This is a genomic window from Nocardioides sp. NPDC101246 (assembly GCF_044767415.1).
Classification (GTDB): domain Bacteria; phylum Actinomycetota; class Actinomycetes; order Propionibacteriales; family Nocardioidaceae; genus Nocardioides.
On sequence record NZ_JBIWNX010000002.1, the window covers coordinates 330,221 to 352,370 of the forward strand.

Annotated in this window: 19 protein-coding genes; 11 read left to right on the forward strand and 8 right to left on the reverse strand. The window is 68.4% G+C overall.

Annotation, left to right across the window (positions count from 1 at the left end; genetic code table 11):
- Window positions 1-19: 19 nt before the first annotated feature.
- From ACIRON_RS04725 to ACIRON_RS04740, 4 genes are all read left to right on the forward strand, one after another.
- Window positions 20-1,018 carry a hypothetical protein gene (locus tag ACIRON_RS04725; RefSeq protein WP_402989597.1) on the forward strand — a complete coding sequence of 333 codons (999 nt, stop codon included), beginning with the start codon at window positions 20-22 and terminating at the stop codon, window positions 1,016-1,018.
- A 177-nt stretch (window positions 1,019-1,195) separates the two neighbouring features.
- Entirely contained in the window at window positions 1,196-2,242 is a 1,047-nt protein-coding gene (locus ACIRON_RS04730) for a viperin family antiviral radical SAM protein (protein WP_402989600.1), read from the forward strand.
- 176 nt (window positions 2,243-2,418) lie between these two features.
- Window positions 2,419-2,571, forward strand: coding sequence for a hypothetical protein (locus ACIRON_RS04735; RefSeq protein WP_402989603.1), 153 nt, complete (start codon window positions 2,419-2,421; stop codon window positions 2,569-2,571).
- Window positions 2,571-3,032, forward strand: coding sequence for a hypothetical protein (locus ACIRON_RS04740; RefSeq protein ID WP_402989606.1), 462 nt, complete (start codon window positions 2,571-2,573; stop codon window positions 3,030-3,032). The genes ACIRON_RS04735 and ACIRON_RS04740 overlap by 1 nt, the downstream gene beginning before the upstream one ends.
- A 222-nt stretch (window positions 3,033-3,254) precedes the next feature.
- Here ACIRON_RS04740 and ispG read toward each other — a convergent pair whose 3' ends face one another.
- The 5 genes from ispG to ACIRON_RS04765 form a co-directional block, all read right to left on the reverse strand.
- Window positions 3,255-4,421, reverse strand: a complete 1,167-nt coding sequence (gene ispG / locus ACIRON_RS04745) for a flavodoxin-dependent (E)-4-hydroxy-3-methylbut-2-enyl-diphosphate synthase (protein WP_402989609.1) — start codon at window positions 4,419-4,421, stop codon at window positions 3,255-3,257.
- A 22-nt stretch (window positions 4,422-4,443) separates the two neighbouring features.
- Window positions 4,444-5,802 (reverse strand): M50 family metallopeptidase, encoded by a 1,359-nt coding sequence (locus tag ACIRON_RS04750; protein WP_402989611.1) that lies wholly within the window; start codon window positions 5,800-5,802, stop codon window positions 4,444-4,446.
- Window positions 5,799-6,908 carry a 1-deoxy-D-xylulose-5-phosphate reductoisomerase gene (gene dxr / locus ACIRON_RS04755; protein ID WP_402989614.1) on the reverse strand — a complete coding sequence of 370 codons (1,110 nt, stop codon included), beginning with the start codon at window positions 6,906-6,908 and terminating at the stop codon, window positions 5,799-5,801. The genes ACIRON_RS04750 and dxr overlap by 4 nt, the downstream gene beginning before the upstream one ends.
- A 210-nt stretch (window positions 6,909-7,118) precedes the next feature.
- Window positions 7,119-9,155 carry an acyltransferase family protein gene (locus ACIRON_RS04760; RefSeq protein WP_402989617.1) on the reverse strand — a complete coding sequence of 679 codons (2,037 nt, stop codon included), beginning with the start codon at window positions 9,153-9,155 and terminating at the stop codon, window positions 7,119-7,121.
- 156 nt (window positions 9,156-9,311) lie between these two features.
- The gene (locus ACIRON_RS04765) at window positions 9,312-10,754 is read right to left on the reverse strand and encodes a gamma-aminobutyraldehyde dehydrogenase (RefSeq protein ID WP_402989620.1); all 1,443 of its coding nucleotides are present in this window, start codon (window positions 10,752-10,754) and stop codon (window positions 9,312-9,314) included.
- Window positions 10,755-10,871: 117 nt separating this feature from the next.
- On the opposite strand from ACIRON_RS04765, the gene ACIRON_RS04770 reads away from it, so the two are divergent.
- A complete protein-coding gene (locus ACIRON_RS04770; protein WP_402989623.1) occupies window positions 10,872-12,260 on the forward strand; it encodes an aspartate aminotransferase family protein in 1,389 nt (462 codons plus the stop codon).
- Window positions 12,261-12,277: 17 nt separating this feature from the next.
- Here the strand turns inward: ACIRON_RS04770 and ACIRON_RS04775 are convergent, their stop codons facing one another.
- Entirely contained in the window at window positions 12,278-13,690 is a 1,413-nt protein-coding gene (locus ACIRON_RS04775) for an amidase (protein ID WP_402989626.1), read from the reverse strand.
- 82 nt (window positions 13,691-13,772) lie between these two features.
- Between ACIRON_RS04775 and ACIRON_RS04780 the strand changes: the two genes are divergently transcribed.
- Window positions 13,773-14,417: a TetR/AcrR family transcriptional regulator gene (locus ACIRON_RS04780; protein ID WP_402989628.1), complete on the forward strand. Its 645-nt coding sequence runs from the start codon at window positions 13,773-13,775 to the stop codon at window positions 14,415-14,417.
- On the opposite strand, the gene ACIRON_RS04785 is transcribed toward ACIRON_RS04780, so the two are convergent.
- Window positions 14,388-15,002, reverse strand: a complete 615-nt coding sequence (locus ACIRON_RS04785; protein ID WP_402989631.1) for a hypothetical protein — start codon at window positions 15,000-15,002, stop codon at window positions 14,388-14,390. The genes ACIRON_RS04780 and ACIRON_RS04785 overlap by 30 nt on opposite strands.
- A gap of 15 nt (window positions 15,003-15,017) precedes the next feature.
- Between ACIRON_RS04785 and ACIRON_RS04790 the strand changes: the two genes are divergently transcribed.
- Entirely contained in the window at window positions 15,018-15,197 is a 180-nt protein-coding gene (locus ACIRON_RS04790) for a hypothetical protein (RefSeq protein WP_091049769.1), read from the forward strand.
- A 372-nt stretch (window positions 15,198-15,569) separates the two neighbouring features.
- Window positions 15,570-16,829: a DUF222 domain-containing protein gene (locus ACIRON_RS04795; protein WP_402989633.1), complete on the forward strand. Its 1,260-nt coding sequence runs from the start codon at window positions 15,570-15,572 to the stop codon at window positions 16,827-16,829.
- Window positions 16,830-17,664: 835 nt separating this feature from the next.
- Here ACIRON_RS04795 and ACIRON_RS04800 read toward each other — a convergent pair.
- Window positions 17,665-19,053, reverse strand: a complete 1,389-nt coding sequence (locus ACIRON_RS04800; RefSeq protein ID WP_402989636.1) for an NAD(P)/FAD-dependent oxidoreductase — start codon at window positions 19,051-19,053, stop codon at window positions 17,665-17,667.
- 124 nt (window positions 19,054-19,177) lie between these two features.
- Here ACIRON_RS04800 and ACIRON_RS04805 point away from each other — a divergent pair, with 124 nt between their 5' ends.
- The 3 genes from ACIRON_RS04805 (at window position 19,178) to ACIRON_RS04815 (ending at window position 22,064) form a co-directional block, all read left to right on the forward strand.
- Window positions 19,178-19,651 carry an Lrp/AsnC family transcriptional regulator gene (locus tag ACIRON_RS04805; RefSeq protein WP_008363265.1) on the forward strand — a complete coding sequence of 158 codons (474 nt, stop codon included), beginning with the start codon at window positions 19,178-19,180 and terminating at the stop codon, window positions 19,649-19,651.
- Window positions 19,648-21,027, forward strand: a complete 1,380-nt coding sequence (locus tag ACIRON_RS04810; RefSeq protein WP_402989638.1) for an NAD(P)/FAD-dependent oxidoreductase — start codon at window positions 19,648-19,650, stop codon at window positions 21,025-21,027. Before ACIRON_RS04805 ends, ACIRON_RS04810 begins: the two co-directional genes overlap by 4 nt.
- 164 nt (window positions 21,028-21,191) lie before the next feature.
- Window positions 21,192-22,064, forward strand: coding sequence for a serine protein kinase RIO (locus tag ACIRON_RS04815; protein ID WP_402989641.1), 873 nt, complete (start codon window positions 21,192-21,194; stop codon window positions 22,062-22,064).
- Window positions 22,065-22,150 lie beyond the last annotated feature (86 nt).

The following is a 22,150-nucleotide window of genomic DNA, read 5'->3' on the forward strand; positions in this document are numbered from 1 at the left end:
GACTTCAGGGGAGGACGAGATGGCCCTCGACCCTGACGACAGTCCAGCCGCCCTCAATCGCGACCTCCGAATCTGGGTCAAGAACTGGACCGGCAAGGGCATCGGTCAGGTAGCGCTCGGCGCGAACATCAGCAACAGCCGTGCGTACGCAGCCACCGCCAACACCAACCTCGTTCCTCGTGACCTCCTCCTGGCCATCGTCCGCGCCGCCGTGCCTCCCACCTATGACATCGAAGAGCGCACCCGGTGGCTCCTCCGGTGGTCACGTGAGTGGGAACGGCGCTGGGAGATCGCCGAAGCCACGAGCCGCGGCGAGCACCTGAAGCCAGCCCCGCCACCGGAGCCCGCGCTCGAGCGTTCGTCGCAACCGCCGCTACAGCCCAACGCCGTGGTGAGGCTCGACCCCGAGCTCGTCCTTCCCGTACTCGAGCGGATCACCGACAAGGCCGTCCGACGAATCACGTCGAAGCATGTCTACGTCGCCAGGCAGCCGCTCCCGGTCGGCTATCACAATCGCGATCCCATCACGGTCTATATCGATCTACACTCCGCGTCGTGTTCACCTCGCTATCGCGAGGACCTCGCCCAGTTCCTCGCCGGCCGGGTACGCCGCGCCCTCGGCGGCCTCGACCCCGAGCGGACCGTCATCGCGACAGCCCGCGAAGGAAACATCCTGGTCGGCAGCCGGGTCGCCGAGCTCTGCGGCGTCCCGTTCCTCATGGTTCGCACCACCGCGCGCCCGCCCCGCTTCGGCTATCCCATCGAGCGCAACGCAGGCGATCAGGTCGAGGCCGTCATCGTCGACGACATCGTGATGAGCACACTGGTCCCCAGGATGGCCGAGCTTCTGCGCATTCACGAAGGCATCACGGCCACTAGGTGCTTCAGCATCTTCGATAGGGCCGACGTCGGCGCTGTGAACCGATGGGAAGGAGACGAGATCACGCTCGACTCCGCATTCCCGATCGACAGCGAGCTTGTCGAGGTCCTCGGGAACCTCGCCGAGCGCTACGCCTGAGCGGCGACGCACCGAGGCAGGCTCCACGTGGGCACGATATTTTGCGCTTCGAGACACGCCGCTAACGCTGGCGGATCTGCCTTCGACGGGGCTACCTTTCCTCTAGACAGATGCCAGGTTCCCCACCGGATCGGCTGGCTTGTTCCGCGCCCCGATTTCCTAACTAGAAGGCCTCCGGTGACCGACATCGAGATGGTGGTCAACCTCCATGTGACTGAACGGTGCAATTTTCAATGCACCTACTGCTTCGGTAAATGGGGCCTACTCCAAGAGTCGAGCGCGGAAACAACCGTGTGGGCCGACACCTCGGAGGCTCACCGAATCATGAAGGATCTCGCCGGAAAGTTCCGTAAAGACGGCGGCGGCGACAGCTCCATCCGGTTCAACTTTGTCGGCGGCGAGCCCGCGTTGCTCCCGAACATCGATAACCTCGTCAAGTACGCCCGATCGAAGTTGAAGACGCGTGTTTCGTACGTCAGCAACGGACTCATGCTTCGAAGTTTCGATGCCAAATGGACTGCTAGAAACATCGACATCGTCGGAATCAGCGTCGACTCTTCATTCCAAAGCACCAACCAACAGATCGGTCGCGTCACACGCAGTGGCAAGACCTTTGACCTGGCGGAAGTCGGCATGCAAGTTCAGGCCATTCGCAAGGAAGCCGATTGCTTGGGCATCAGGCAACCAGAGATCAAGGTGAACACGGTCGTGAGCGAACTGAATGTCCTTGAGGACTTCGGCACTGTCCTCAAGACGATCAGGCCGGACCGCTGGAAGATCCTCAAGATGCTACCGGTCTACTCTGCGAAGACGGCGATCAGCGACAAGGACTTCCACGATTTCGCTGTACGACACCGGACGTACATGCACGAGGACTCGAACTTGAATGGCCTGGTCATCACGACTGAAGACAACGACGAGATGACCGGCTCGTACGCCATGGTCGACCCGCTTGCCCGGTTCTTCTGGTATGGCGATCTTCCGGAAAGCGGCTATCAGTACTCCAAGCCGATGACCGAGGTGTCAGCAGAAGATGCATGGCAAGTTGCGGCTATCCACTGGGACGAACAGAAGTTCGGCGCGCGTTACACCGAACTCATGGACGGTGCAGACGTAGGCGACACAACGAAGGCCGAAGTCATCCACACTGCCGTGACGCTGCCGGTTCCAATGCCTCGAACAGTCGAGGAGCCTTCGGCGTCTGCGAAGCTCGTTTCCGCCTGAAGGCGCGAGTTGTCCAGCGACCGCCCGGCAATAGACCGGGATCAGTCCCGGATTCAGATCGTTCTGTCCTGACCTGATCCCGAGTTTCGTTTCGCTCTTCCGCATTCGGCCACAACCAGATCACCCTGGAACTGTCACCTTTCGAGGCAGCGTAGAAACCAGCCAGGGGGTCCGCGATGAACCACAAGTCCAGCTTCGTCGTCTTCGCCATCACGCTGATGATCGTCTTCGGAATCAGCCAGCTGCTCAGTCCAGATCGGGGCGACTGCTCGGCAGTCGCCCACGCCACGTACGCCTCCGGCCTCCTCGAGGAGGTGAGGCACCGATGATGGGCAGGCGACTGCGGACCGGCGACGTAGTCCGGGCGCAGCGCACGATCCCGCTGCGGTTCAGCGACCGGCTCGCTGGACGTGGAGTACGGAGCGGCAGGCACGGCGTCGTCATCGCCACCGACGGCCGCCGGGCCAGGGTGACTTTCGAGGGCCGCCGGTATGGCGGCACGGGCTGGGTGCGAAGCGCCAACCTCGGAGTCGTCTCCCGAGCGCCACGACCGCTGGCCTGGATCGTGCCGGTCAAGGCCGCGCTCGTCGTGTTCCTGGGCGTACCGGCACTTCGGTTCGTCGTCGTCCACCTCTGGACCCATAGCGGATTCGACGGGTTCGGCACAGCCGTCGGAAACCAGATGGGCGAGGGGATGCTCGCCTGGGGCCAGTTGGCCACCGCCGACCCGCCCCGGGCACTGCTCTACCTCGGGTTCCTCGGCGTGGTCTCGAAGCTGATGCACTGGTGAGACCGCAAGATCTTCGAGACGTATACAGGGGGACGCCTCGGAGCAGAAGACGGAAGCCCGGTCCGAGTCAGGACCGGGCTTCCTGCGTACGTGGCGGCGGAATGCTGACCGAGGCGATGTCCTGAGCTTGTCGAAGGGTAGCTCGGTCGGTGCGCACTGCCCTCGTGGAACTCCACGAAGGAAGCGACCGTTCACCGAGTTACCTCGGTGAACATCCACACCTCAGCCGCTGACCGACACCTGCGCGCCGGCGCCCTCGACGGGCTCCATGCCCTCGGCGATCTTCATCGCCTCCTCGATCAGGGTCTCGACGATGGCGGCCTCGGGGACGGTCTTGATGACCTCGCCCTTGACGAAGATCTGGCCCTTGCCGTTGCCGGAGGCGACGCCGAGGTCGGCCTCGCGGGCCTCGCCGGGGCCGTTGACGACGCAGCCCATGACGGCGACGCGCAGCGGGACCTCGAGGCCGTCGAGGCCGGCGGTGACCTGCTCGGCGAGCGTGTAGACGTCGACCTGGGCGCGGCCGCAGGAGGGGCAGGAGACGATCTCGAGGCGGCGCGGCTTGAGGTTGAGCGACTCCAGGATCTGGATGCCGACCTTGACCTCCTCGACCGGCGGCGCGGAGAGCGAGACGCGGATGGTGTCGCCGATGCCCTGGCTGAGCAGGTGGCCGAAGGCGACCGAGGACTTGATCGTGCCCTGGAAGGCCGGGCCGGCCTCGGTCACACCGAGGTGGAGCGGCCAGTCACCGGCCTCGGCGAGCAGCTCGTAGGCGCGCACCATCACGACCGGGTCGTTGTGCTTGACCGAGATCTTGAAGTCCTGGAAGCCGTGCTCCTCGAACAGCGAGGCCTCCCAGATGGCCGACTCGACCAGCGCCTCGGGGGTGGCCTTGCCGTACTTCTCCAGCAGGCGCTTGTCGAGCGAGCCCGCGTTGACTCCGATCCGGATCGAGGTGCCGTGGTCCTTGGCGGCGGCGGCGATCTCCTTGACCTGGTCGTCGAACTTGCGGATGTTGCCCGGGTTGACCCGGACCGCGGCGCAGCCGGCCTCGATGGCGGCGAAGACGTACTTCGGCTGGAAGTGGATGTCGGCGATCACCGGGATCTGCGACTTCTTCGCGATCGCGGGCAGCGCGTCGGCGTCGTCCTGGCTCGGGCACGCGACCCGGACGATGTCGCAGCCCGAGGCGGTGAGCTCGGCGATCTGCTGCAGGGTCGAGTTGACGTCGGAGGTCAGCGTCGTGGTCATCGACTGCACGGAGATGGGCGACTCGCTGCCGACACCGACCGAGCCGACCTTGATCTGGCGGGTCTTGCGGCGAGGGGCGAGCACCGGGGCGGGTGCCTCCGGCATACCGATGTCTGTCGGCGTGGGGATCGACGTCATGTCTACCAATCTTACGGGCGGGTCAGGCTTGCAGATGAAGTGGGACGACGAGGTCGGCGACGATCAGGACAACACCCATCACCAGCAGCGCCGAGGCCACGACGTACGCCACCGGCAACAGCTTCGCCGGGTCGGCATGTCCCGGGTCGGGACGCCGGAAGACCTTGGCGAAGGCGCGACGGATGCCCTCCCACAGCGCGGTCGCGATGTGACCGCCGTCGAGGGGCAGGAGCGGGACGAAGTTGAAGATGCCGATGAACAGGTTGAAGCCACCGACCAGGAACGCGAAGCTGGCGACCTTCTCGCCGACGTCGAGGCCGTCGTGGGCGGCGATCTCGCCGGCGATGCGGCCGCCGCCGACGATGCTGACCGGACTGTCGGCCGAACGCTCCTCGACACCGACGATCGCGAGCGCGACGTGCCAGACCTTGACCGGCAGCCTCAGCAGCGAGTGGACAGCGTTCTCGGCCATCGCACCCATCTCCTGGAGCGCGTAGACCGGCCCCTCCTTGGTGGTCACCACGTGCGACTCGGGAGACATCCCGAAGAAGCCGACCTTCGCGGTCTCCGGGTCAGCGCTGGTGTCGTCGAGGTCCTTGACCCGCTCCTGCACGACGGTCTGGGTGCTCAGCGTCATCTGCTCGCCGTCGCGCTCGATCACGATGGTGGCGTCGCCGTCCATGTTGTCGCGGATCAGCTCCTGGGCGACCGCCCACGAGGTCAGCTCGGTGCCGTTGAACGAGATCAGCTCGTCACCGGGCTTGAGGCCGGCGTCGGCGGCCGGGGTCGGCTTGTCGCTCGCGCGGCACTCGCGGCCCTGATCCTCCCAGGTCAGCAGGCACTCCTGCAGGCTCGAGACGACCGGGTGCCCCTCGTCGACGACGTTCTCGTGGACTCCGTAGATCCCGAAGACGCCCCACAGCACGAAGAACGCGATCGCGATGTTCACCGTCGGCCCGCCGGCCATCACGATGACCTTCTTCCACCACGACATCTTGTAGAACAGCCGCGGCTCGTCCTCGGGACGGATCAGCTCCCACTCGGCCGAGCGGGCGTCGCTGATCAGCTGGGTGAACATGCCGGTGTTGGACTTGCGCACCTTGAGCGCACCGTCCTCGGTGCGCTCCCCCAGCTGGTCGGCACCGGGCGGCAGCATCCCGAGGATCTTCACGTAGCCACCGAGCGGGATCGCCTTGAGGCCGTACTCGGTCTCGCCGACCTGCTTGGACCACACCGTCGGCCCGAAGCCGATGAAGTACTGGGTCACCTTCCCGCCGAACGCCTTCGCCGGGATCATGTGGCCGAGCTCGTGGAGCCCGATCGAGACCAGGATCGCGAGAACGAAGCCGATCACGGCCAGCGTGTAGAGCAGAACACTCACGGGCGGGTCTCCAGGATCCGAGTGGCTTCCTCGCGCGCCCAGGCGTCGGCGGCGAGCACATCCTCGATGGTGAGGCTGCTTTCAGAGCGTACGCCGCTGTGGGCTGCCATCACCTCGGCAATCGTGTCCACGATGCCGGGGAACGGGATCCGGCCCTCGTGGAAGGCGTCCACGCAGACCTCGTTGGCCGCGTTGTAGACGGCCGGGTGAGTGCCGGCACGGGTGCCGGCCTCGCGGGCGAGCGCGACCGCGGGGAAGGCGACGTCGTCGAGCGGCTCGAAGCGCCAGTCGGCGGCCTTGGTCCAGTCGATCGGGGTCTCGGCGTCGGGCACCCTCTCGGGCCAGGCCATCCCCATCGAGATCGGCACCAGCATCGTCGGCAGCCCGAGCTGGGCGACCACGGCGCCGTCGGTGAACTCGACCATCGAGTGGATGTACTGCTGCGGGTGGACGACGACCTCGATCCGATCGAACGGTACGTCGAAGAGCAGGTGTGCCTCGATGACCTCGAGTCCCTTGTTGACCAGGGTGGCCGAGTTGGTCGTGATCACCCGGCCCATCGCGAAGTTGGGGTGCTTGAGCGCCTGCGCCGGGGTGACCTCGGCGAGCTCGTCGCGGGAGCGGCCGCGGAACGGGCCACCGGAGGCGGTCAGCACGAGCTTGCGCACCTCGTCCGCGCGGCCGGCGCGCAGCGACTGCGCAATCGCGGAGTGCTCGGAGTCGACCGGGACGATCTGCCCCTCGCCCGCGACCCGCTTCACCAGCGGCCCCCCGATGATCAGCGACTCCTTGTTGGCCAGGGCGAGCGTGTTGCCCGCCTCCAGCGCGGCCAGCGTCGGGCGGAGCCCGACGGCGCCGGTGATCCCGTTGAGCACCACGTCGGCGGGCTGGGCGGCCGCCTCGACGGAGGGCTCCTCCCCCAGCCCGGAGAACCTCGGCGCGAACTCGGCGACCTGCGCCTCGAACAGCTCCTTGTTGGCCCCGCCCGCGGTCAGCCCCACGACCCGGAACCGGTCCGGGTTGGCCCGCACCAGGTCGAGGGCCTGGGTGCCGATGGACCCGGTCGAGCCGAGGATCACCACGTCGCGTGGTCGCTGATCGTTCACCAGCCCATCCTCCCAGCAGAGGCTGAGAAGGCGCCAAGCGCCCGCCGCTCGCGGGCCGCAAAACTGCAACAGCCCCGGACTCCCCCACGGGTCCAGGGCTGCGCGTGAAACGTTTTGCAACGTCTGCCCACAATTAAGCCACAAAGATGCACGTAAAGGCAAATTCCGAAATGCGCGTCCCAGTTAAATCTGCGGCGCGACCAGGTCTGGCTAGATCAGTGGGGCCAGGATGGCCCCGAGCCGCGGTGTGACGTGGCGGACCCACGACTCGGTCAGGTGCGAGCTGTCGTAGTAGGTGACCTTCTCCCCCACGACCAGCGGGCAGCGGTCCTCGGCGCACACGAAACGCTGGGTGTCGACGTACGCCGCCTCGGTGCCTTCCAGCGCCGACTCGGTGAGCTCGTTGCTGCTGGTCTCGCGCGAGTCGGGGTCGCTGAGGCAGGAGCGCTGGTCGGCCTCGGGGGCGCTGATGCAGTCGGCGGGGTCGTGGTCGACGGCGGGTACGTCGCCGAGGACGACGACCTTGCGGGAGATCTCCCGATAGGCCTTCACCGTGCTGCGCACGGCCCGGGACCACTGCTCGTCACGGTCCATCCCCTCGTACGTCTTCGGCATGAAGAGCTGTCCGCGGGCCGTCGAGACGATCGTGTCGGGGTCGAGGCGCTCGAGGTGGTCCGCGGACCAGTCGCGGAAGTCGTCGCACTCGGCCTGGGTCATCTTCTTGCCGCGGTGCTGGACCGGGTAGGGAGCGCAGCCGACCTTCACGACCGGCACCACCCGGAAGCCGTTCTCCTTGCCGAGGTCGTCGAAGGCGGTCAGCCACATGCCGGCGTGGGAGTCGCCGACGACGGCGACGGTCTTCTTCGCGTCGGTGTCGCCGAGGGTGCAGTCGGCGCCGCGGGTGTCGCCGTAGTTGGCGTAGCAGTCGCCGTAGGACTTCTGCCACCGATCGTCCGTGATGTCCTCGCCGAGCACGCCCGGCGGGATCGGGCCACCACGGTCGGCGATCTCGAGCGCGGCACGCAGCTCTCGCTGAACCTGCGGCGGGCCGCCGGTCTCGGCGGCGGTGTCGGGGACCTCGTGGGCCGCGAACCACGCCTGCGCCTGGGCGGCCCGTTCCTTCTCGGCGTAGGCGGCATAGCCGGTCGCCAGCCAGCCGCTGCCGACCGCCAGCACGAGCGCGACGGGCCACAGAGCCAGCGCGCGCAACCCGCGCGAGATCACCGGCACCTGCTTGTGCTGGAACGGGAGCTCGACGAAGCGGTGGCTCAGGACGGAGAGGAGCAGCGCGGCGGCGACCGCGACAGTCATCTCGAGGGCGGCGCTGCCGAGGTGGAGGAACTCGGGCGCCAGCACGATCAGCGGCCAGTGCCACAGGTAGAGGGAGTAGGAGATGTCGCCGACGTACCTCAGCGGGCGGATCGCGAGCAGCTTCGCGGTCGGGGCGTTCGCGCCCGAGGCCAGCAGCGCGACCGTGCCGAGGGTGGGCACCAGTGCCTGCCAGCCGGGGAACGGAGTGGCCTCGCTGAACAGGACGGTGGCGGCGAGGATCGCCGCGGCTCCCGCCAGGCCGGCGATGACGCTCGCGGCGCCTTTGAGTCGGCCGCCCCAGCAGGCCAGCAGCGCGCCGGCGGCGAGCTCGTAGGCGCGGGCCGGGGTGGAGAAGTAGGCGGCGGTCGGGTTCTCGCCGGTGGCGTGGATCGACCACGCCAGGCTCACGACGGCGATCACCGCGGCGACGACCGTGAAGCCCTTGCGGCCGAGCCTGGGGATGAGCAGGAGGGCCAGCACCGGCCAGACCAGGTAGAACTGCTCCTCCACCGAGAGCGACCAGTAGTGCTGGAACGGCGAGGGCTCGCTGGGCTGGAAGTACTGCACGCCCTCGGCCGCGAAGTGCACGTTGGCCAGGAAGAACGCCGCCCAGGTGCCGTCGGCGGCCGCGTCGGTGAGCCGGGTGGTGGGCAGCTGCCAGGCGGCGTACGCCAGGACGACCAGGATCACGAGAGTGGCTGCCGGCAGGATCCGACGGGCGCGACGCGCGTAGAACTGCGGGATGCTGACGGTGCCTGAGGTGTCGGCCTCGCGCAGCAGCAGGGTGGTGATCAGGAAGCCGGAGAGGACGAAGAAGACGTCGACGCCGACGAACCCGCCCTCGGTGTGCGGGATGCCCGCATGGGCAGCGACGACCAGGCCTACGGCAATGGCCCGGAGACCTTGGACATCTGTCCGCCATTGCTTGGCTGACATGTGGGGTGCACCTCGTGTGGGGGTCGACTGCTATCCATTGCTGGGTCCGAGTCGCGGAGGTGCGCGAAACGGGCCCTCGATGCTTTCACGGACATGGTCTGCTCGCACATCGAGGGTCGCCGACCGACCTGTTCAGTTGCTGTCCCCGCTGATGCCTCAGGCCCCGATGTAGGACATCACGTGCTTGATCCGGGTGTAGTCCTCGAACCCGTAGACGGAGAGGTCCTTGCCGTAGCCGGAGTGCTTGAAGCCGCCGTGGGGCATCTCGGAGATGTAGGGGATGTGGGTGTTGATCCAGACGACACCGAAGTCGAGGCGCTTGCTGACCCGCAACGCGGTGGCGTGGTCCTTGGTCCACACGCTGGAGCCGAGGCCGTAGTCGACGTCGTTGGCACAGCGGAGCGCCTCGGCCTCGTCGGCGAACCGCTGCACCGTGATCACCGGGCCGAAGATCTCGTGCTGGATCTGCTCGTCGTCCTGGCGGAGCCCGGCCAGGACCGTGGGCTGGTAGAAGTAGCCGTTCTCGCCGCCAACGACTCGTGCCGGCGCGCCTCCGGCGGCGATCGTGGCGTGGTCCGGGAGGCGGTCGACCATGCCCTTGACGCGGGCGAGCTGACCGGGGTTGTTGAGCGCGCCGACGTCGGTGTTGTCGGCGGGGAGACCGACGGTAGTGTCGCGGGCCGCCTCGGCGAGAGCGGCGACGAACTCGTCGTGGATGCCCTCCTGCACCAGCACCCGGGTCGCGGCGGTGCAGTCCTGGCCGGCGTTGAAATAGCCGGCCGCGGCGATGCCGGCGACCGCCTTGTCGATGTCGGCGTCGTCGAAGACGATCACCGGCGCCTTGCCGCCGAGCTCGAGGTGGACGCGCTTGACGTCCTGTGCCGCTGCGGCGGCGACCTCCATGCCGGCACGCACCGAGCCGGTGATGGCGACCATCTGCGGCGTCTTGTGCCGGATCAGCGCGCGGCCGGTGTCGCGGTCTCCGGTGACGAGGTTGAGGACGCCCGGCGGCAGGAACTCCTGGGCGATCTCGGCCAGCAGCGCGGAGCTGGCCGGGGTGGTGTCGGAGGGCTTGAGCACCACCGTGTTGCCGGCAGCCAGGGCCGGGGCGATCTTCCACGACATCATCGCGAGCGGGTAGTTCCACGGCGTGACCTGCCCTATCACGCCGATCGGCTCGCGACGGATCCAGGAGGTGTGGTCTGTCATGTATTCGCCGGCGCTCTTCCCCTCCAGGGTCCGGGCCGCGCCCGCGAAGAAGCGGAAGTGGTCGATCGTCGGCGGCAGCTCCTCCTCCAGGGTGAGCTGGAACGGCTTGCCGGTGTCCTTGACCTCGACGGCGGTCAGCTCCTCGGCCCGGGCCTCCATCGCGTCGGCGATCCGGAGCAGGGCCAGGCTGCGCTCCTGGGGCGTGGTCTCGCCCCAGGTCTCGAAGGCTGATGCTGCTGCGGCGTACGCCTGGTCGACGTCGGCCTCCCCCGACATCGCGGCCTGCGCGTAGACCTCGCCGGTGGCGGGGTCGACGACGTCGTACGTCGCGGCGTCGGCGGCCTCGCGCAGCTCGCCGCCGATCACGTTCCTGAAGGTCTGGTCAGCCATGCGCTAGAGACTAACTCCTTCCCGTAACAGGGATGTCACAACTGAATCCGAAGTGATAATCGCACTTTGAAACGGATTCGCTTGCGGAAGCGAGATGCGGTGGGTGACCATGGAGTCATGACCGGCAACTACGAGCAGCTGCAGCGCGACGCCAAGGACCATCTCTGGATGCACTTCACGCGGCATTCGAGCTATGCGAAGAACGACGTGCCGATCATCGCCAGGGGTGAGGGCGCCTACATCTACGACATCGAGGGCAACCGCTACCTCGACGGGCTCGCGGGGCTCTTCGTCACTCAGGTCGGTCACGGGCGTGCGGAGCTCGCCGACGCAGGTGCGGAGCAGGCGAAGCAGCTGGCCTTCCACCCGCTGTGGTCCTACGCGCACGAGCCGGCGATCGAGCTGGCTGCGCGGCTGGCCGCGCTCGCTCCCGGCGACCTGAACCGGGTCTTCTTCACCAACTCCGGCTCCGAGGCCGTCGAGACCGCGTGGAAGCTCGCCAAGAACTACTTCAAGCTGCGGGGAAAGCCGGGCAAGCACAAGGTCATCGGGCGCAACATCGCCTACCACGGCACCACCCACGGGGCGCTGTCGATCACCGGCCTGGCCGACATCAAGGCGCCGTTCGAGCCGCTGGTCCCCTCGACCTTCCGGGTGCCGAACACCAACATCTACCGGGCCTCGGAGATCACCGGCGGCCTGATGGACGGGAGCGACCCGGAGGCGTTCGGACGCTGGTGCGCCGACCAGATCGAGGTCGTGATCCGTGCCGAGGGGCCCGACACCGTCGCCGCGGTCTTCCTGGAGCCGGTGCAGAACTCGGGCGGGTGCTTCCCGCCTCCCCAGGGCTACTTCCAGCGGGTGCGCGAGATCTGCGACGAGTACGACGTCCTGCTCGTCTCCGACGAGGTCATCTGCGCCTACGGACGGCTGGGCACGATGTTCGGCTCGGAGCGGTTCGGCTACGTGCCCGACATGATCACCTCGGCCAAGGGGCTGACCTCGGGATATGCGCCGCTGGGCGCCACGATCATCTCCGAGCGGCTGATGGAGCCGTTCCTCTCCGGGGACGAGACCTTCTACCACGGCTACACCTTCGGCGGTCACCCCGTCTCCACCGCGGTGGCGATGGCCAACCTCGACCTCTTCGAGGCAGAGGATCTGCTCGGCAACGTACGCCGCAACGAGGGGGCGTTCCGGGCCACCCTCGAGAAGCTGAAGGACCTGCCGATCGTCGGCGACGTGCGCGGCACCGGCTACTTCTACGGCATCGAGCTGGTCAAGGATCGCGGGACCAAGGAGACCTTCACCGAGGAGGAGTGCGAGCGGATCCTCTACGGGTACGTCTCCAAGGCGCTGTGGTCCGAAGGCCTCTACTGCCGCGCCGACGACCGCGGAGAGCCGGTCATCCAGCTCTCCCCGCCGCTGACCGTTGGTCAGGCCGAGTTCGACGAGATGGAGCAGATCCTGCGCCGGGTGCTGGAGAAGGCCTCGACGATGCTCTGAGGGCGCTCACCGCTGACTCAGTTGTCCTGGATGGGGCGCCACGGCGACTGCTCCTCGAGGGCGTAGGCGAGCTCCAGGAGGGTCCGCTCGTCCCCGTACGCCGCGGAGAGCTGCACCCCGATCGGCAGCCCCTCCTCGCTGAGCGCCATCGGCAGCGAGATCGCCGGCGCACCGGTGATGTTCTGCAGCGGCGTGAACGCGACGTGCCGCTGGAGCCGGTCGACCAGCTCCTCGAACGGCACGTTCGGGGAGAGGTGGCCCAGCGGCGGGGTGACGCCGGCGACGACCGGGCACAGGACCACGTCGTGGTGGTCGAAGAGGGTCGCGTAGGCCGCCGCCGCCCGTCGTAGGCGGAGCAGTGCCGTGGGCGTCCGGCGCCAGCCGCCGGAGGTGAAGGCGCGACGCAGGCCGTCGGTGAGGCCGTCGAGGCGGCCGGTGTCGAGCGTACGGTCGATGGTCAGGCGGCCCAGGTTGCCGGCGAGGAAGGCGAGCAGACCCCAATAGCTGAGGAAGTCGTCGCCGAAGCGTGCGTCGACCGGGATCGGGACCGGCTCGACGGTGTGACCCTGCTCCTCCAGCAGGGTCGCGGTGCGTTCCACGGCCGCCTTCGTCTGCGTGTCCACGACGGCTTCGGTCACCGACTCGATGATCATCGCTACCCGGAGCCGCCGTCGTGCGGGGCCCTCGACCAGCCCGAGAGGCGGCAGGGCCGGGTTGCGCCAGTGCCGCTCGAGCGCGGCATGGAAGGTCGCGGTGTCGCGGACCGTCCGCGTCACCACCCCCTCGCTGACCATGTTGATCGGCAGGGTGCGGGCCGTCTCGCCGTCGATGTGCCTTCCCCTGCTCGGCTTGAGCCCGACGAGTCCGGCGGCCGCCGCCGGGATCCGGATCGACCCGCCACCGTCGTTGGCGTGCGCGATCGGCACGGCTCCGGCTGCGACCAGGGCCGCGGCCCCGCCGGAGGAGGCCCCGACGGAGTGGCGCGGATTCCAGGGGTTCGGTGTCGGCGGCCCGCTTCGGAACTCGGTGGTCGCATTCAGTCCGAACTCCGGCATCCGGCTCTTGCCCAGCACCGTCATCCCTGAGCTGAGGAACTGCGCGGTGTAGCGCCCGTCATGAGACGCCGCCCGTGCGTCGAACGCCTCCGAACCGTGGTTGGTCGGCATCCCTCGCAGGTCGGTGTTGTCCTTGAGCAGGGTCGGCACGCCGTGGAGCAGGCCGGTGTCGGTGTCCGCTCTCCGGGGCGCGTCATAGGCCTCGTACGCCATCGCGTGCAGCTCCGGGACGACGCGTCGCAGCCGGGCGACCGCCGCCGCCTCGACCTCTGCGGCGCTCAGCTCGCCGGTGCGGATGAGACGGGCGAGCTCGACGGCGTCGTGGTCGCCGAGGGCGTCGTCGGCGAAGGCGTGTACGCGGGCGGGTGCGGTCATGTCGGACAGCCTTCTGGATCGGCCCCCAAAAGTCTAGAAGATCTTCCAGACTTTGCACCGGGCCTCGTGAAACACTCGGCCCATGAAGCGACGTCACGGCGACAGCGCCCGGCAGCGACGCGACGCTCTCGTCCGGGCCACGATCGAGGTGGCTGCCGAGAAGGGCATGGCCGGGGTCACCCACCGGGCCGTGACCGAGCGCGCCGGGCTGCCGCTGGCCACGGTCGGCTACTTCTTCGACTCCATCACCGACCTGGCGGCCGAGGCGCTGCGCACCGGCGTGGCCGAGGACGTCGCCCGGCTGCGTACGCTCGCCGACGAGCTCGCCGCGAACTCGTCCGGCACGGATGCGATGGCCGAAGCGTTCGCCGCGGCACTGATGTCACCACCGACCGACGCGCTCGCGTTCCTGGAGGGACTGGTCCACGCCGCCCGCGACCCGCAGTTCCGGCCCGTGGTGGCCGAGGTGCTCACCGCCGGTCGCGCCGTCGCCGAACGCGCGGCCACGGTGGCCGGCGCGACCCGGACAGATCCCGACTCGCTGCTCGCCCTCGTGCACGGCTATCTGCTGCACGCCCTCGCGGCGCCGGACCTGGTCGACCCCGACGCCCTCCTGCGCGGCCTCCGCGCCCTCGTCATCGGCACCCTGGTCGAGAGCGGTGAGGTCGCGCTCGCCCTCCGGCTCGCCGGCCGTGGGTCAGCCGACGACGCGTACCTCGCTCCCTAGGACCGCGCCGTCCTGCAGGGTCAGGTGGTCGCCGGACCAGAAGCGACCCGGGTCGTAGTAGTTGGTCGGGCGCTCGTCGTCGAGCAGGCTCATCTCCTGGTACGTCGCGGCGACGACCTCGGCGCAGAAGACCTGCTCGAGCCCGGCCTTCGAGCGCACCCTCCCCCGCGCCCAGCGTCCGGCCAGCGCGGCGGTCGACGGGAACGGCGTGCCGTCGAGCCGAGCGATCGTCCGCAGCAGCGCGTCCTCCCGCGGACGGTCGATGTCTGCGGTCAGCTGGCGCAGCCAGACCTGCTGCTCGTAGCGCCCGGCCCACTGCTCGACCGCAGCGCGCAGATCATGGAGCTGTACGCCACGGTGGTGGGTGCCGGTATAGAGATCGAGCAGCCCCTTGCCGAGCTCGGCATGCCACATCAGCGGCGGCAGGTCGTCGAGCACCACCGCCATCCCGACATGATTGACCGGGGCGTTGCTCAGCATCCGGATCGCCCGGTCGGCGACCGAACGCCCACGGAAGAGCCACAGATCACCGGTCCGGGTCTGGTCCACGGCGTCGGCAAGGGAGATAGTGGTGTCGTCAGACATCTAGCAGGGGGTCCTATGAGTTTCGGCAGTGCAAGCGTGTGGAAGATCGTCGGTCTCGCCGGACTGGCCGGGGTCACCGCGACAGGCGTCATCATCGCGCGCAACCACCGCCAGCGTACGCAGCGCACGCCGGAGGAGATCCACGCCAAGCTTCGTGAGCGGGTTGCGGCGGCGCAGGAGGGTTCTGCGGCATAGGTTTCTTCGGGTTGGGGTGGGCCGCCGACCCGTTCTTTGAGGGTCTTCTCGATCTGGGCCGGCGTCAAGGACACCCTTCGGGCGCCGGCTTCGCCGGCCGCCTTCGGCGGTCCTGGACTCCGGACCAGATCGAGAAAAGATTTGGCTGGCTATCGGGGCGGCGGCCCGGGTGTGGCGCGGAGGGGTTCTTGCTGGGATTGGTGGGGCTCGCGGGGGTGGAGGGGTGGCCCTTCGGGCCACTTACCATCCACAGAAGCGAGGTTGTTCGCCCACCGCGAAACTGGCGTCTGACCTGCACCTATAGGTGGCTAGGTATCCGGTCAGGGCGTAGAATCAGACCCATCACGACACACCTCTGAAGGGAGGGAAGCGATGAGTCTCGAGCACGACGTCGACCGCTGGGGCAGCCAGCCCGGCGACCCGATCGACGCCGCCCTGACCGCCATCGAATCCTCCCTCCAGGACCTACTCGCCACCGATCCCGTCTACTGGCGCACCGGCCAGAAGAAGGACCTACTGGCCCGGCTGGAACGAATCCACGCCCAACAAGCCGCGCTGAAACTCCGGGTCCTGGCCACCGCCGGCGACATCGCCGACGAAACCGGCGCGAAGGATGCCTCGGGATGGATGCGGACCGAACTCCTGGTCGACAAGGCCGCAGCCCGCTCCCAGATCAAGCTCGCCACAGGCGTGGCAAAGTACGAGCTCGTCGCAGCCGGCCTGGCCGAAGGCATCGTGTCCCAGGACAAGGCCCGCGTGATCACCAAAGCGTTGGACCAGATCGAGTCCGACCCGGCCGCCAGCGGTGAGGACCTGGTCCTGGCCGAGAAGCTGCTGGTCGACCATGCCACTCGACTGACCGCCAACGAGCTGCGGATCGTCGGGAACAAGATCCTCGCCGAGATCGACCCCGAACGATTCGAAGCCGCCGAAGCCAAAGCTCTCCAACGCGAAGAAGAACACGCCCAACGCCGCACCTTCTTCCAAACGCGCGACAACGGCGACGGCACTATCGACCTCCACGCCCGCGTCCCCCGCGCCGTCGGGATGCGGCTGCGCACCATCCTCGACTCCCTGGCCCAGCCCCGGAAGTGGTCCGCGGAGGACAAGGGCCGCAAAGCGCCCTACGACCGGTTGCTGGGCCAGGCCTTCGCCCGCGTGGTCGAGACCTACGACGTCGACCTCCTCCCCAGACACGGCGGGCACGCCACCACCGTGTTCATCACCATGAACGTGGAGGACCTCCACAAGGACCTCGGCACCGCCGCGCTCGGGTTCGACGGCGACCAGATCACCGCCGCCGAAGCCCGCCGCATGGCCTGCAACGCCGACCTCGTCCCGGTCGTGCTGGGCACCGACTCCGAGATCCTCGACCTCGGCCGCACCGCCAGATTGGCCCACCCGATCCAACACCGAGCCCTCCGGCTACGAGATCAAGGCTGCCAAGCCGAAGACTGCGACGCCCCCGCCGCCTGGACCGAAGCCCACCACCTCAAACCCTGGTCCCAAGGCGGCAAAACAGACATGGCCAACATGGTCCTGCTCTGTCCCAGCGACCACCGCCGCATCCACGCCGGCCACGCCTATGAGCGGCTCCCGGACGGACGGATCCGGTTCACCCGACGGACCTGAACCGGTCACGCCCGAAACCAGACCGCCCCCACCACCCACGTTCTTCGCCGCCACGCGTCCCTGGCTGCCGAGACGATCAGTGCGCGCTCGTTCCCGCGACCCGTTGGGGTTGACGTCGTCGAACCACGGCCAGCCCTCGAATCCGTTGCGGATCGCCGGTCCGCTGCCGATCACCAGACCGCACCCGTGCTGGACGTGGGACCTGTGCTCGACGCAGAACCTGTGCTCGACGCAGAACCTGCGCTCGACGCAGGACCATGCCCCCGGAACGGTCGCGCACTACGGATGGCTTCCCCACTGCTGATGCTGCCCCACGCGACGATATGTTCCCCACGCTCCACAGCAGGGGCACCGACATCGCAGTGGGGAGTTTTCCTCACCCGTGAAGAAACCCGGGCACTGACCCGCACCACCTCTGTTGAGCCACCCCTTTCGCCGCTCGAGCAGTCGCCGCCGAAGCACCAGCAGCGGAAGCCAACGCCGCTACCAACCAGAGGTCTGCCGCCCCGAGCTGCGACACCTTGTGAATCGTTCACAAGGTGTCATCGTCTAGTAAAAGCCCCGAGACCAAGCCCTCCCCCACAGGAACATCGACGCCAGCTCCCAAGCCCGTACCCACCCCACGGAATCCGCGCCAAACCCCGCCGCCGACCCGATAACCAGCCAAAATTCTCGGGCTCGGCCGGTGTCAAGGATCGCCGAAGGCGACCGGCGAAGCCGGCGGCCGCAGGCCGTCCTTGACTCCGGGCGAGACCGAGAACACCCTCCATAACGGGTCGGCGGCCCCAGCCAAGAAAGAACGATCAGCCACAGCGCCCACCCCAAAAAGCCAGCCCTACGAGTCGAACCCCAACCCCAACCGATCCATCGTCCGCAAGAACAGATCCCGACGACCACCATTCGCATCGGCCTTGCCGAGCGAGCGGACCATCATCGAGATGCCCGCATACCGAGCCGGCTCGGGCGGGAACGGAAGCGGCCTGGAGCGCACCATCTCCAGGGACGTACGCTCCGTCTGCTCGCCGCTGAGGAGGTCGAGCATCACCTGGGCGCCGAAGCGGGTGGCTCCGACGCCCAGACCGGTGTAGCCGAGGGCGTAGGCGACGCGGCCGGCGTACGCCTTGCCGAAGAATGCCGAGAAGCGGGTGCAGGTGTCGATGACGCCGGCCCAGCGGTGGGTGAAGCGCAGTCCCTCGAGCTGCGGGAAGGTCTCGAAGAAGTGGCCGGCCAGCTTGTCGTGGGTGGCGCCGGTCTCCAGCTCCGGCGAGATCTTCGAGCCGAAGTGGTAGATCGCGTCGTAGCCGCCCCACAGGATCCGGTTGTCCCTGGTCAGGCGGTAGTAGTGGAAGTGGTTGGCGGAGTCGCTGACGCCCTGCCGGTTCGCCCAGCCGATGGCGTCCAGCTGCGCATCGGAGAGCGGCTCGGTCATGAGTACGTAGTCGTAGACCGGCACGGTCATCATCCGCAGCCGCCGCAGAAGCGGCGGGAAGGCGTTGGTGGCCAGCGCTACGCGCCCGGTCCGCACCGACCCGGTGAGGGTCGAGACCAGCATCCCCGCGCCGTCGCGGACCAGGCCGCTCACCGCGGAGCCCTCGTGGATCACGATCCCTGCGTCCAGGCAGGCTTGGCGCAGCCCCCAGGCCAGCCGCGCCGGCTCGACCGTGGCCGTATCACCGAGCACCTCCAGGCCACCGAGAAAGGTCGGCGAGCGGAGCTCGGCCCGCACCGCGTTCTCATCCAGCAGCCGGTGCTTGATGCCGTGCTCGGTCAGCGCGGCCGACCACTCGGCGAGGTCGTCGACCTCGTGCGGGCGGGTGGCGACGTTCAGTGCGCCGGTCAGCCGCCAGTCGCAGTCGATGCCGTACTCCTCGATGGTCGCGGCCATCTCATCGAGGTTCTGCTGACCGAGCCGGTCCAGGGTCGCGAGTTCGTCGGGCCAACGCTCCAGGCCGTTCCAGAATCCATGGGTCAGCGACGCCTCGGCGAAGCCGCCGTTGCGGCCCGATGCCTGGTCCCCGCACTGGCCGGCCTCCAGCACCACCACCGACCACGACGGAAACCGCACCCGCGCCAGCAGCGCCGTCCACAGACCCGAATAGCCACCCCCGACGACCACCAGATCCGCCGATGTCACCCCGAGCAGAGGCGGCAGCGGCGCTGGCTTCGCGGGGTCGTCCAGCCAGTAGACGGCGGGCTTCGCATCGGTCAGCGAGACATGGTTCACGACGCCCACTATGACAACTTCAGAGGCCTTCAGCCACACACAACGTACGGAATCATGGAAATTGTTCGTTACACACGACGGATTTCGTTGCATCTGGCCACGACGAACAGGTTGACTGGGCGCCATGACCACTCGCAAGCGCAACGGGGGCGCTCACCTCGACGAGGTCAACAAGCTGATCATCGAGCAGCTCCAGCAGGACGGGCGGCGCAGCTATGCCGCGATCGGCAAGGAGGTCGGCCTGAGCGAGGCCGCGGTGCGACAGCGCGTGCAGCGCCTCGTCGACAGCGGCGTCATGCAGGTCGTCGCGGTCACCGACCCGCTCGAGCTCGGCTTCGCGCGGCAGGCCATGATCGGCGTACGCACCTCCGGACCGATCGAAGGGATCGCCGACGAGCTCGGCAAGCTCGACGAGGTCGACTACATCGTCATCACCGCCGGCTCCTACGACCTGCTCGTCGAGGTCGTCGCCGAGAGCGACGAGGCCCTGCTCAACCTCGTCTCCAGCAAGATCCGCGCCATCGAGGGCGTGGTGAGCACCGAGACGTTCATGTATCTCCACCTGCACAAGCAGACGTACGCCTGGGGAGTCAGGTGACCTCTTACCCCGAGATCAGCCTGTGGCACGCGACCGCGGGCGACGCCTGGGAGCCGCGGCCGGCGCTGATGGGCGACATCGAGGTCGACGTCGCGATCGTGGGTGCCGGCTACACCGGGCTGTGGACGGCTTACTACCTGGCCGAGGCCAGGCCGGACCTGAAGATCGCGATCCTCGAGGCCGAGGTCGCCGGCTTCGGCGCCTCGGGCCGCAACGGCGGCTGGTGCTCTGCCCTCTTCCCCGCCTCGCTCGACAAGGTGGCCGCGGGGTCGAGCCGGGAGGCCGCGCTCGCCCAGGACCGGGCGATGCGGGCAACCGTCGACGAGGTGATCCGGGTCGCCGGGGCCGAGGACATCGAGGCCGACATCGCCAAGGGCGGCACTGTCGTGGTGGCCCGCACGGCCGCCCAGCTCGAGCGCGCCCGCGACGAGGTCGAGCACGCCCGCTCCTGGGGGCTCGGTGACGCCGAGATCTCCCTGCTGGACCGAGCCGCTGCCGAGAAGCGGCTCGCCGCGACCAACACACTCGGTGCGACCTACACCCCCGACTGCGCTGCGCTCCATCCCGCGAAGCTCGTCCGGGGCCTGGCCCGCGCCGTCGAGTCCCGCGGCGTCACGATCTACGAGCAGACCCGGGTCACCGCGATCGAGCCGCACCGGGTACGGACCGAGCGTGACGTGGTCACCGCCGACGTCGTCGTACGCGCCACTGAGGGCTACACACCGACGCTGGCCGGCCTCGAGCGCGAGGTCATCCCGGTGCGCTCCCTCATCATCGCCACCGAACCCCTCTCCGACCTGGTCTGGTCGAGCATCGGCCTGGAGGAGCGCGAGACGTTCTCCGACGGCCGGCACCTGCTGATCTACGGGCAGCGCACCGCGGACGACCGGCTGGTCTTCGGCGGGCGGGGCGCTCCGTACTCCTTCGGGTCGAAGATCACCCACGCCGATGCCTCCGACCGGCGCACCCACGGCCGCCTGCAGGCGACGTTGATCGAGATGTTCCCGGCCGTGCGCGGCCACAAGATCACCCACCGGTGGGGCGGCGTGCTCGGCATCCCGCGCGACTGGCACGCCTCGGTCGGCTACGACCCGGGCAGCGGGCTCGCGCATGCCGGCGGCTACGTCGGCGACGGCGTCGCGACCACCAACCTCGCCGGCCGTACGCTGCGCGACCTGATCCTCGGCACCGAGTCCGATCTCACCGCCCTCCCCTGGGTCGGTCACGTCTCACCGCGCTGGGAGCCGGAGCCGCTGCGCTGGCTCGGCGTCAACGCCGGGCTGCGGGCGATGACGGTGGCCGACGTGGAGGAGACCGCCACCGGCAAGGGCTCGCTGGTCGCCCGGGCCGTCGCGCCACTCGTCGGCGGCCACTGACCCGGCGAATAAACCTGTTGCGTACGCCGGTCGCGGTCCTCCACCATGGACCCCGACCGGCGTCCTCGTCCACGAGGCGCCCCTGATCGAGAGGAGCAGACCCATGACTGTGTCCGTCCTGTGCCTGCCCACAGACAAGAACTCTCGTATCAGGAGCACCCGAAGTGACTCAGGAGAACATCTCCGCTGATCCCCTCGGTGGGATCGACTCGAAATTCGTCTTCGACTTCCAGGTCTATGAGGACCTGGACGATGGACGACGCTGGTCCACCTGGCTCTCCGTGGAGCCGCTCTCACGTGGTCCGGAGCCGCGGCCGGACTGGGTGGTGACCTCTCAGGGCGCCATCGACACCGACCTCGGCATCATCAAGACCGGCAAGGAGGCCGACGCCTTCCTGCTGGTGCGCGCCGACCCGCTGGAGCCGGAGCGGGAGGCGGTGATGGTCGCCAAGCGATACCGCGACACCGACCACCGCACCTTCCACCGGGCCGCGAGCTACACCGAGGGCCGTTCGGTCAAGCGCTCCCGTGACGAGCGCGCGCTGAAGAAGAACTCGACCTTCGGCCGCGAGGTCGCCAAGGCCGAGTGGGCCAACGCCGAGTGGAACGCGCTCGTACGCTGCTGGAACCTCGGCCTCCCGGTCCCCTATCCGGTGCAGATCGACGGCACCGAGATCCTGATGGAGTGGATCGCGGTCGACGGCGGCAACGGGGAGTTGGAGACGGCGCCGCGGCTCGCCCAGACCCGCCCGGAGCACCACGTCCTGGAGATGTGGTGGGACGGGCTCGTCGAGGCGCTGGCCACGATGGTGCAGGCGGGCCTGGTCCACGGTGACCTCTCGCCCTACAACATCCTGGCGCAGCACGACCGGCTGGTGATCATCGATCTCCCCCAGATCATCGACCTGGTCGGCAACCCCCTGGGTTTCGACTTCCTGCTCCGTGACATCACCAACGTCGCGAAGTGGTTCCAGGCCCGCGGCCTGGAGGTCGACGAGCAGGAGGTCTACGCCGACCTGATGGCCCACGCCTTCTGACCCGCCGAGGCGTCACTCCGGTCGGGGGGGGGGGGGCCCCCCCGGCCCCCCCCCCCCCCCCCCCGCCCCCCCCCCGCGGGGGGGGG

What these genes read in the sequence shown, in the direction of transcription:
- ACIRON_RS04725 (WP_402989597.1), top strand. Translation starts at nt 20, where the DNA reads ATGGCCCTCGACCCTGACGACAGTCCAGCCGCCCTCAATCGCGACCTC.
- ACIRON_RS04735 (WP_402989603.1), top strand. Translation starts at nt 2,419, where the DNA reads ATGAACCACAAGTCCAGCTTCGTCGTCTTCGCCATCACGCTGATGATC.
- ACIRON_RS04740 (WP_402989606.1), top strand. Translation starts at nt 2,571, where the DNA reads ATGGGCAGGCGACTGCGGACCGGCGACGTAGTCCGGGCGCAGCGCACG.
- ispG (WP_402989609.1), bottom strand. Translation starts at nt 4,421, where the DNA reads ATGACGTCGATCCCCACGCCGACAGACATCGGTATGCCGGAGGCACCC.
- ACIRON_RS04760 (WP_402989617.1), bottom strand. Translation starts at nt 9,155, where the DNA reads ATGTCAGCCAAGCAATGGCGGACAGATGTCCAAGGTCTCCGGGCCATT.
- ACIRON_RS04765 (WP_402989620.1), bottom strand. Translation starts at nt 10,754, where the DNA reads ATGGCTGACCAGACCTTCAGGAACGTGATCGGCGGCGAGCTGCGCGAG.
- ACIRON_RS04770 (WP_402989623.1), top strand. Translation starts at nt 10,872, where the DNA reads ATGACCGGCAACTACGAGCAGCTGCAGCGCGACGCCAAGGACCATCTC.
- ACIRON_RS04775 (WP_402989626.1), bottom strand. Translation starts at nt 13,690, where the DNA reads ATGACCGCACCCGCCCGCGTACACGCCTTCGCCGACGACGCCCTCGGC.
- ACIRON_RS04780 (WP_402989628.1), top strand. Translation starts at nt 13,773, where the DNA reads ATGAAGCGACGTCACGGCGACAGCGCCCGGCAGCGACGCGACGCTCTC.
- ACIRON_RS04785 (WP_402989631.1), bottom strand. Translation starts at nt 15,002, where the DNA reads ATGTCTGACGACACCACTATCTCCCTTGCCGACGCCGTGGACCAGACC.
- ACIRON_RS04790 (WP_091049769.1), top strand. Translation starts at nt 15,018, where the DNA reads ATGAGTTTCGGCAGTGCAAGCGTGTGGAAGATCGTCGGTCTCGCCGGA.
- ACIRON_RS04795 (WP_402989633.1), top strand. Translation starts at nt 15,570, where the DNA reads ATGAGTCTCGAGCACGACGTCGACCGCTGGGGCAGCCAGCCCGGCGAC.
- ACIRON_RS04805 (WP_008363265.1), top strand. Translation starts at nt 19,178, where the DNA reads ATGACCACTCGCAAGCGCAACGGGGGCGCTCACCTCGACGAGGTCAAC.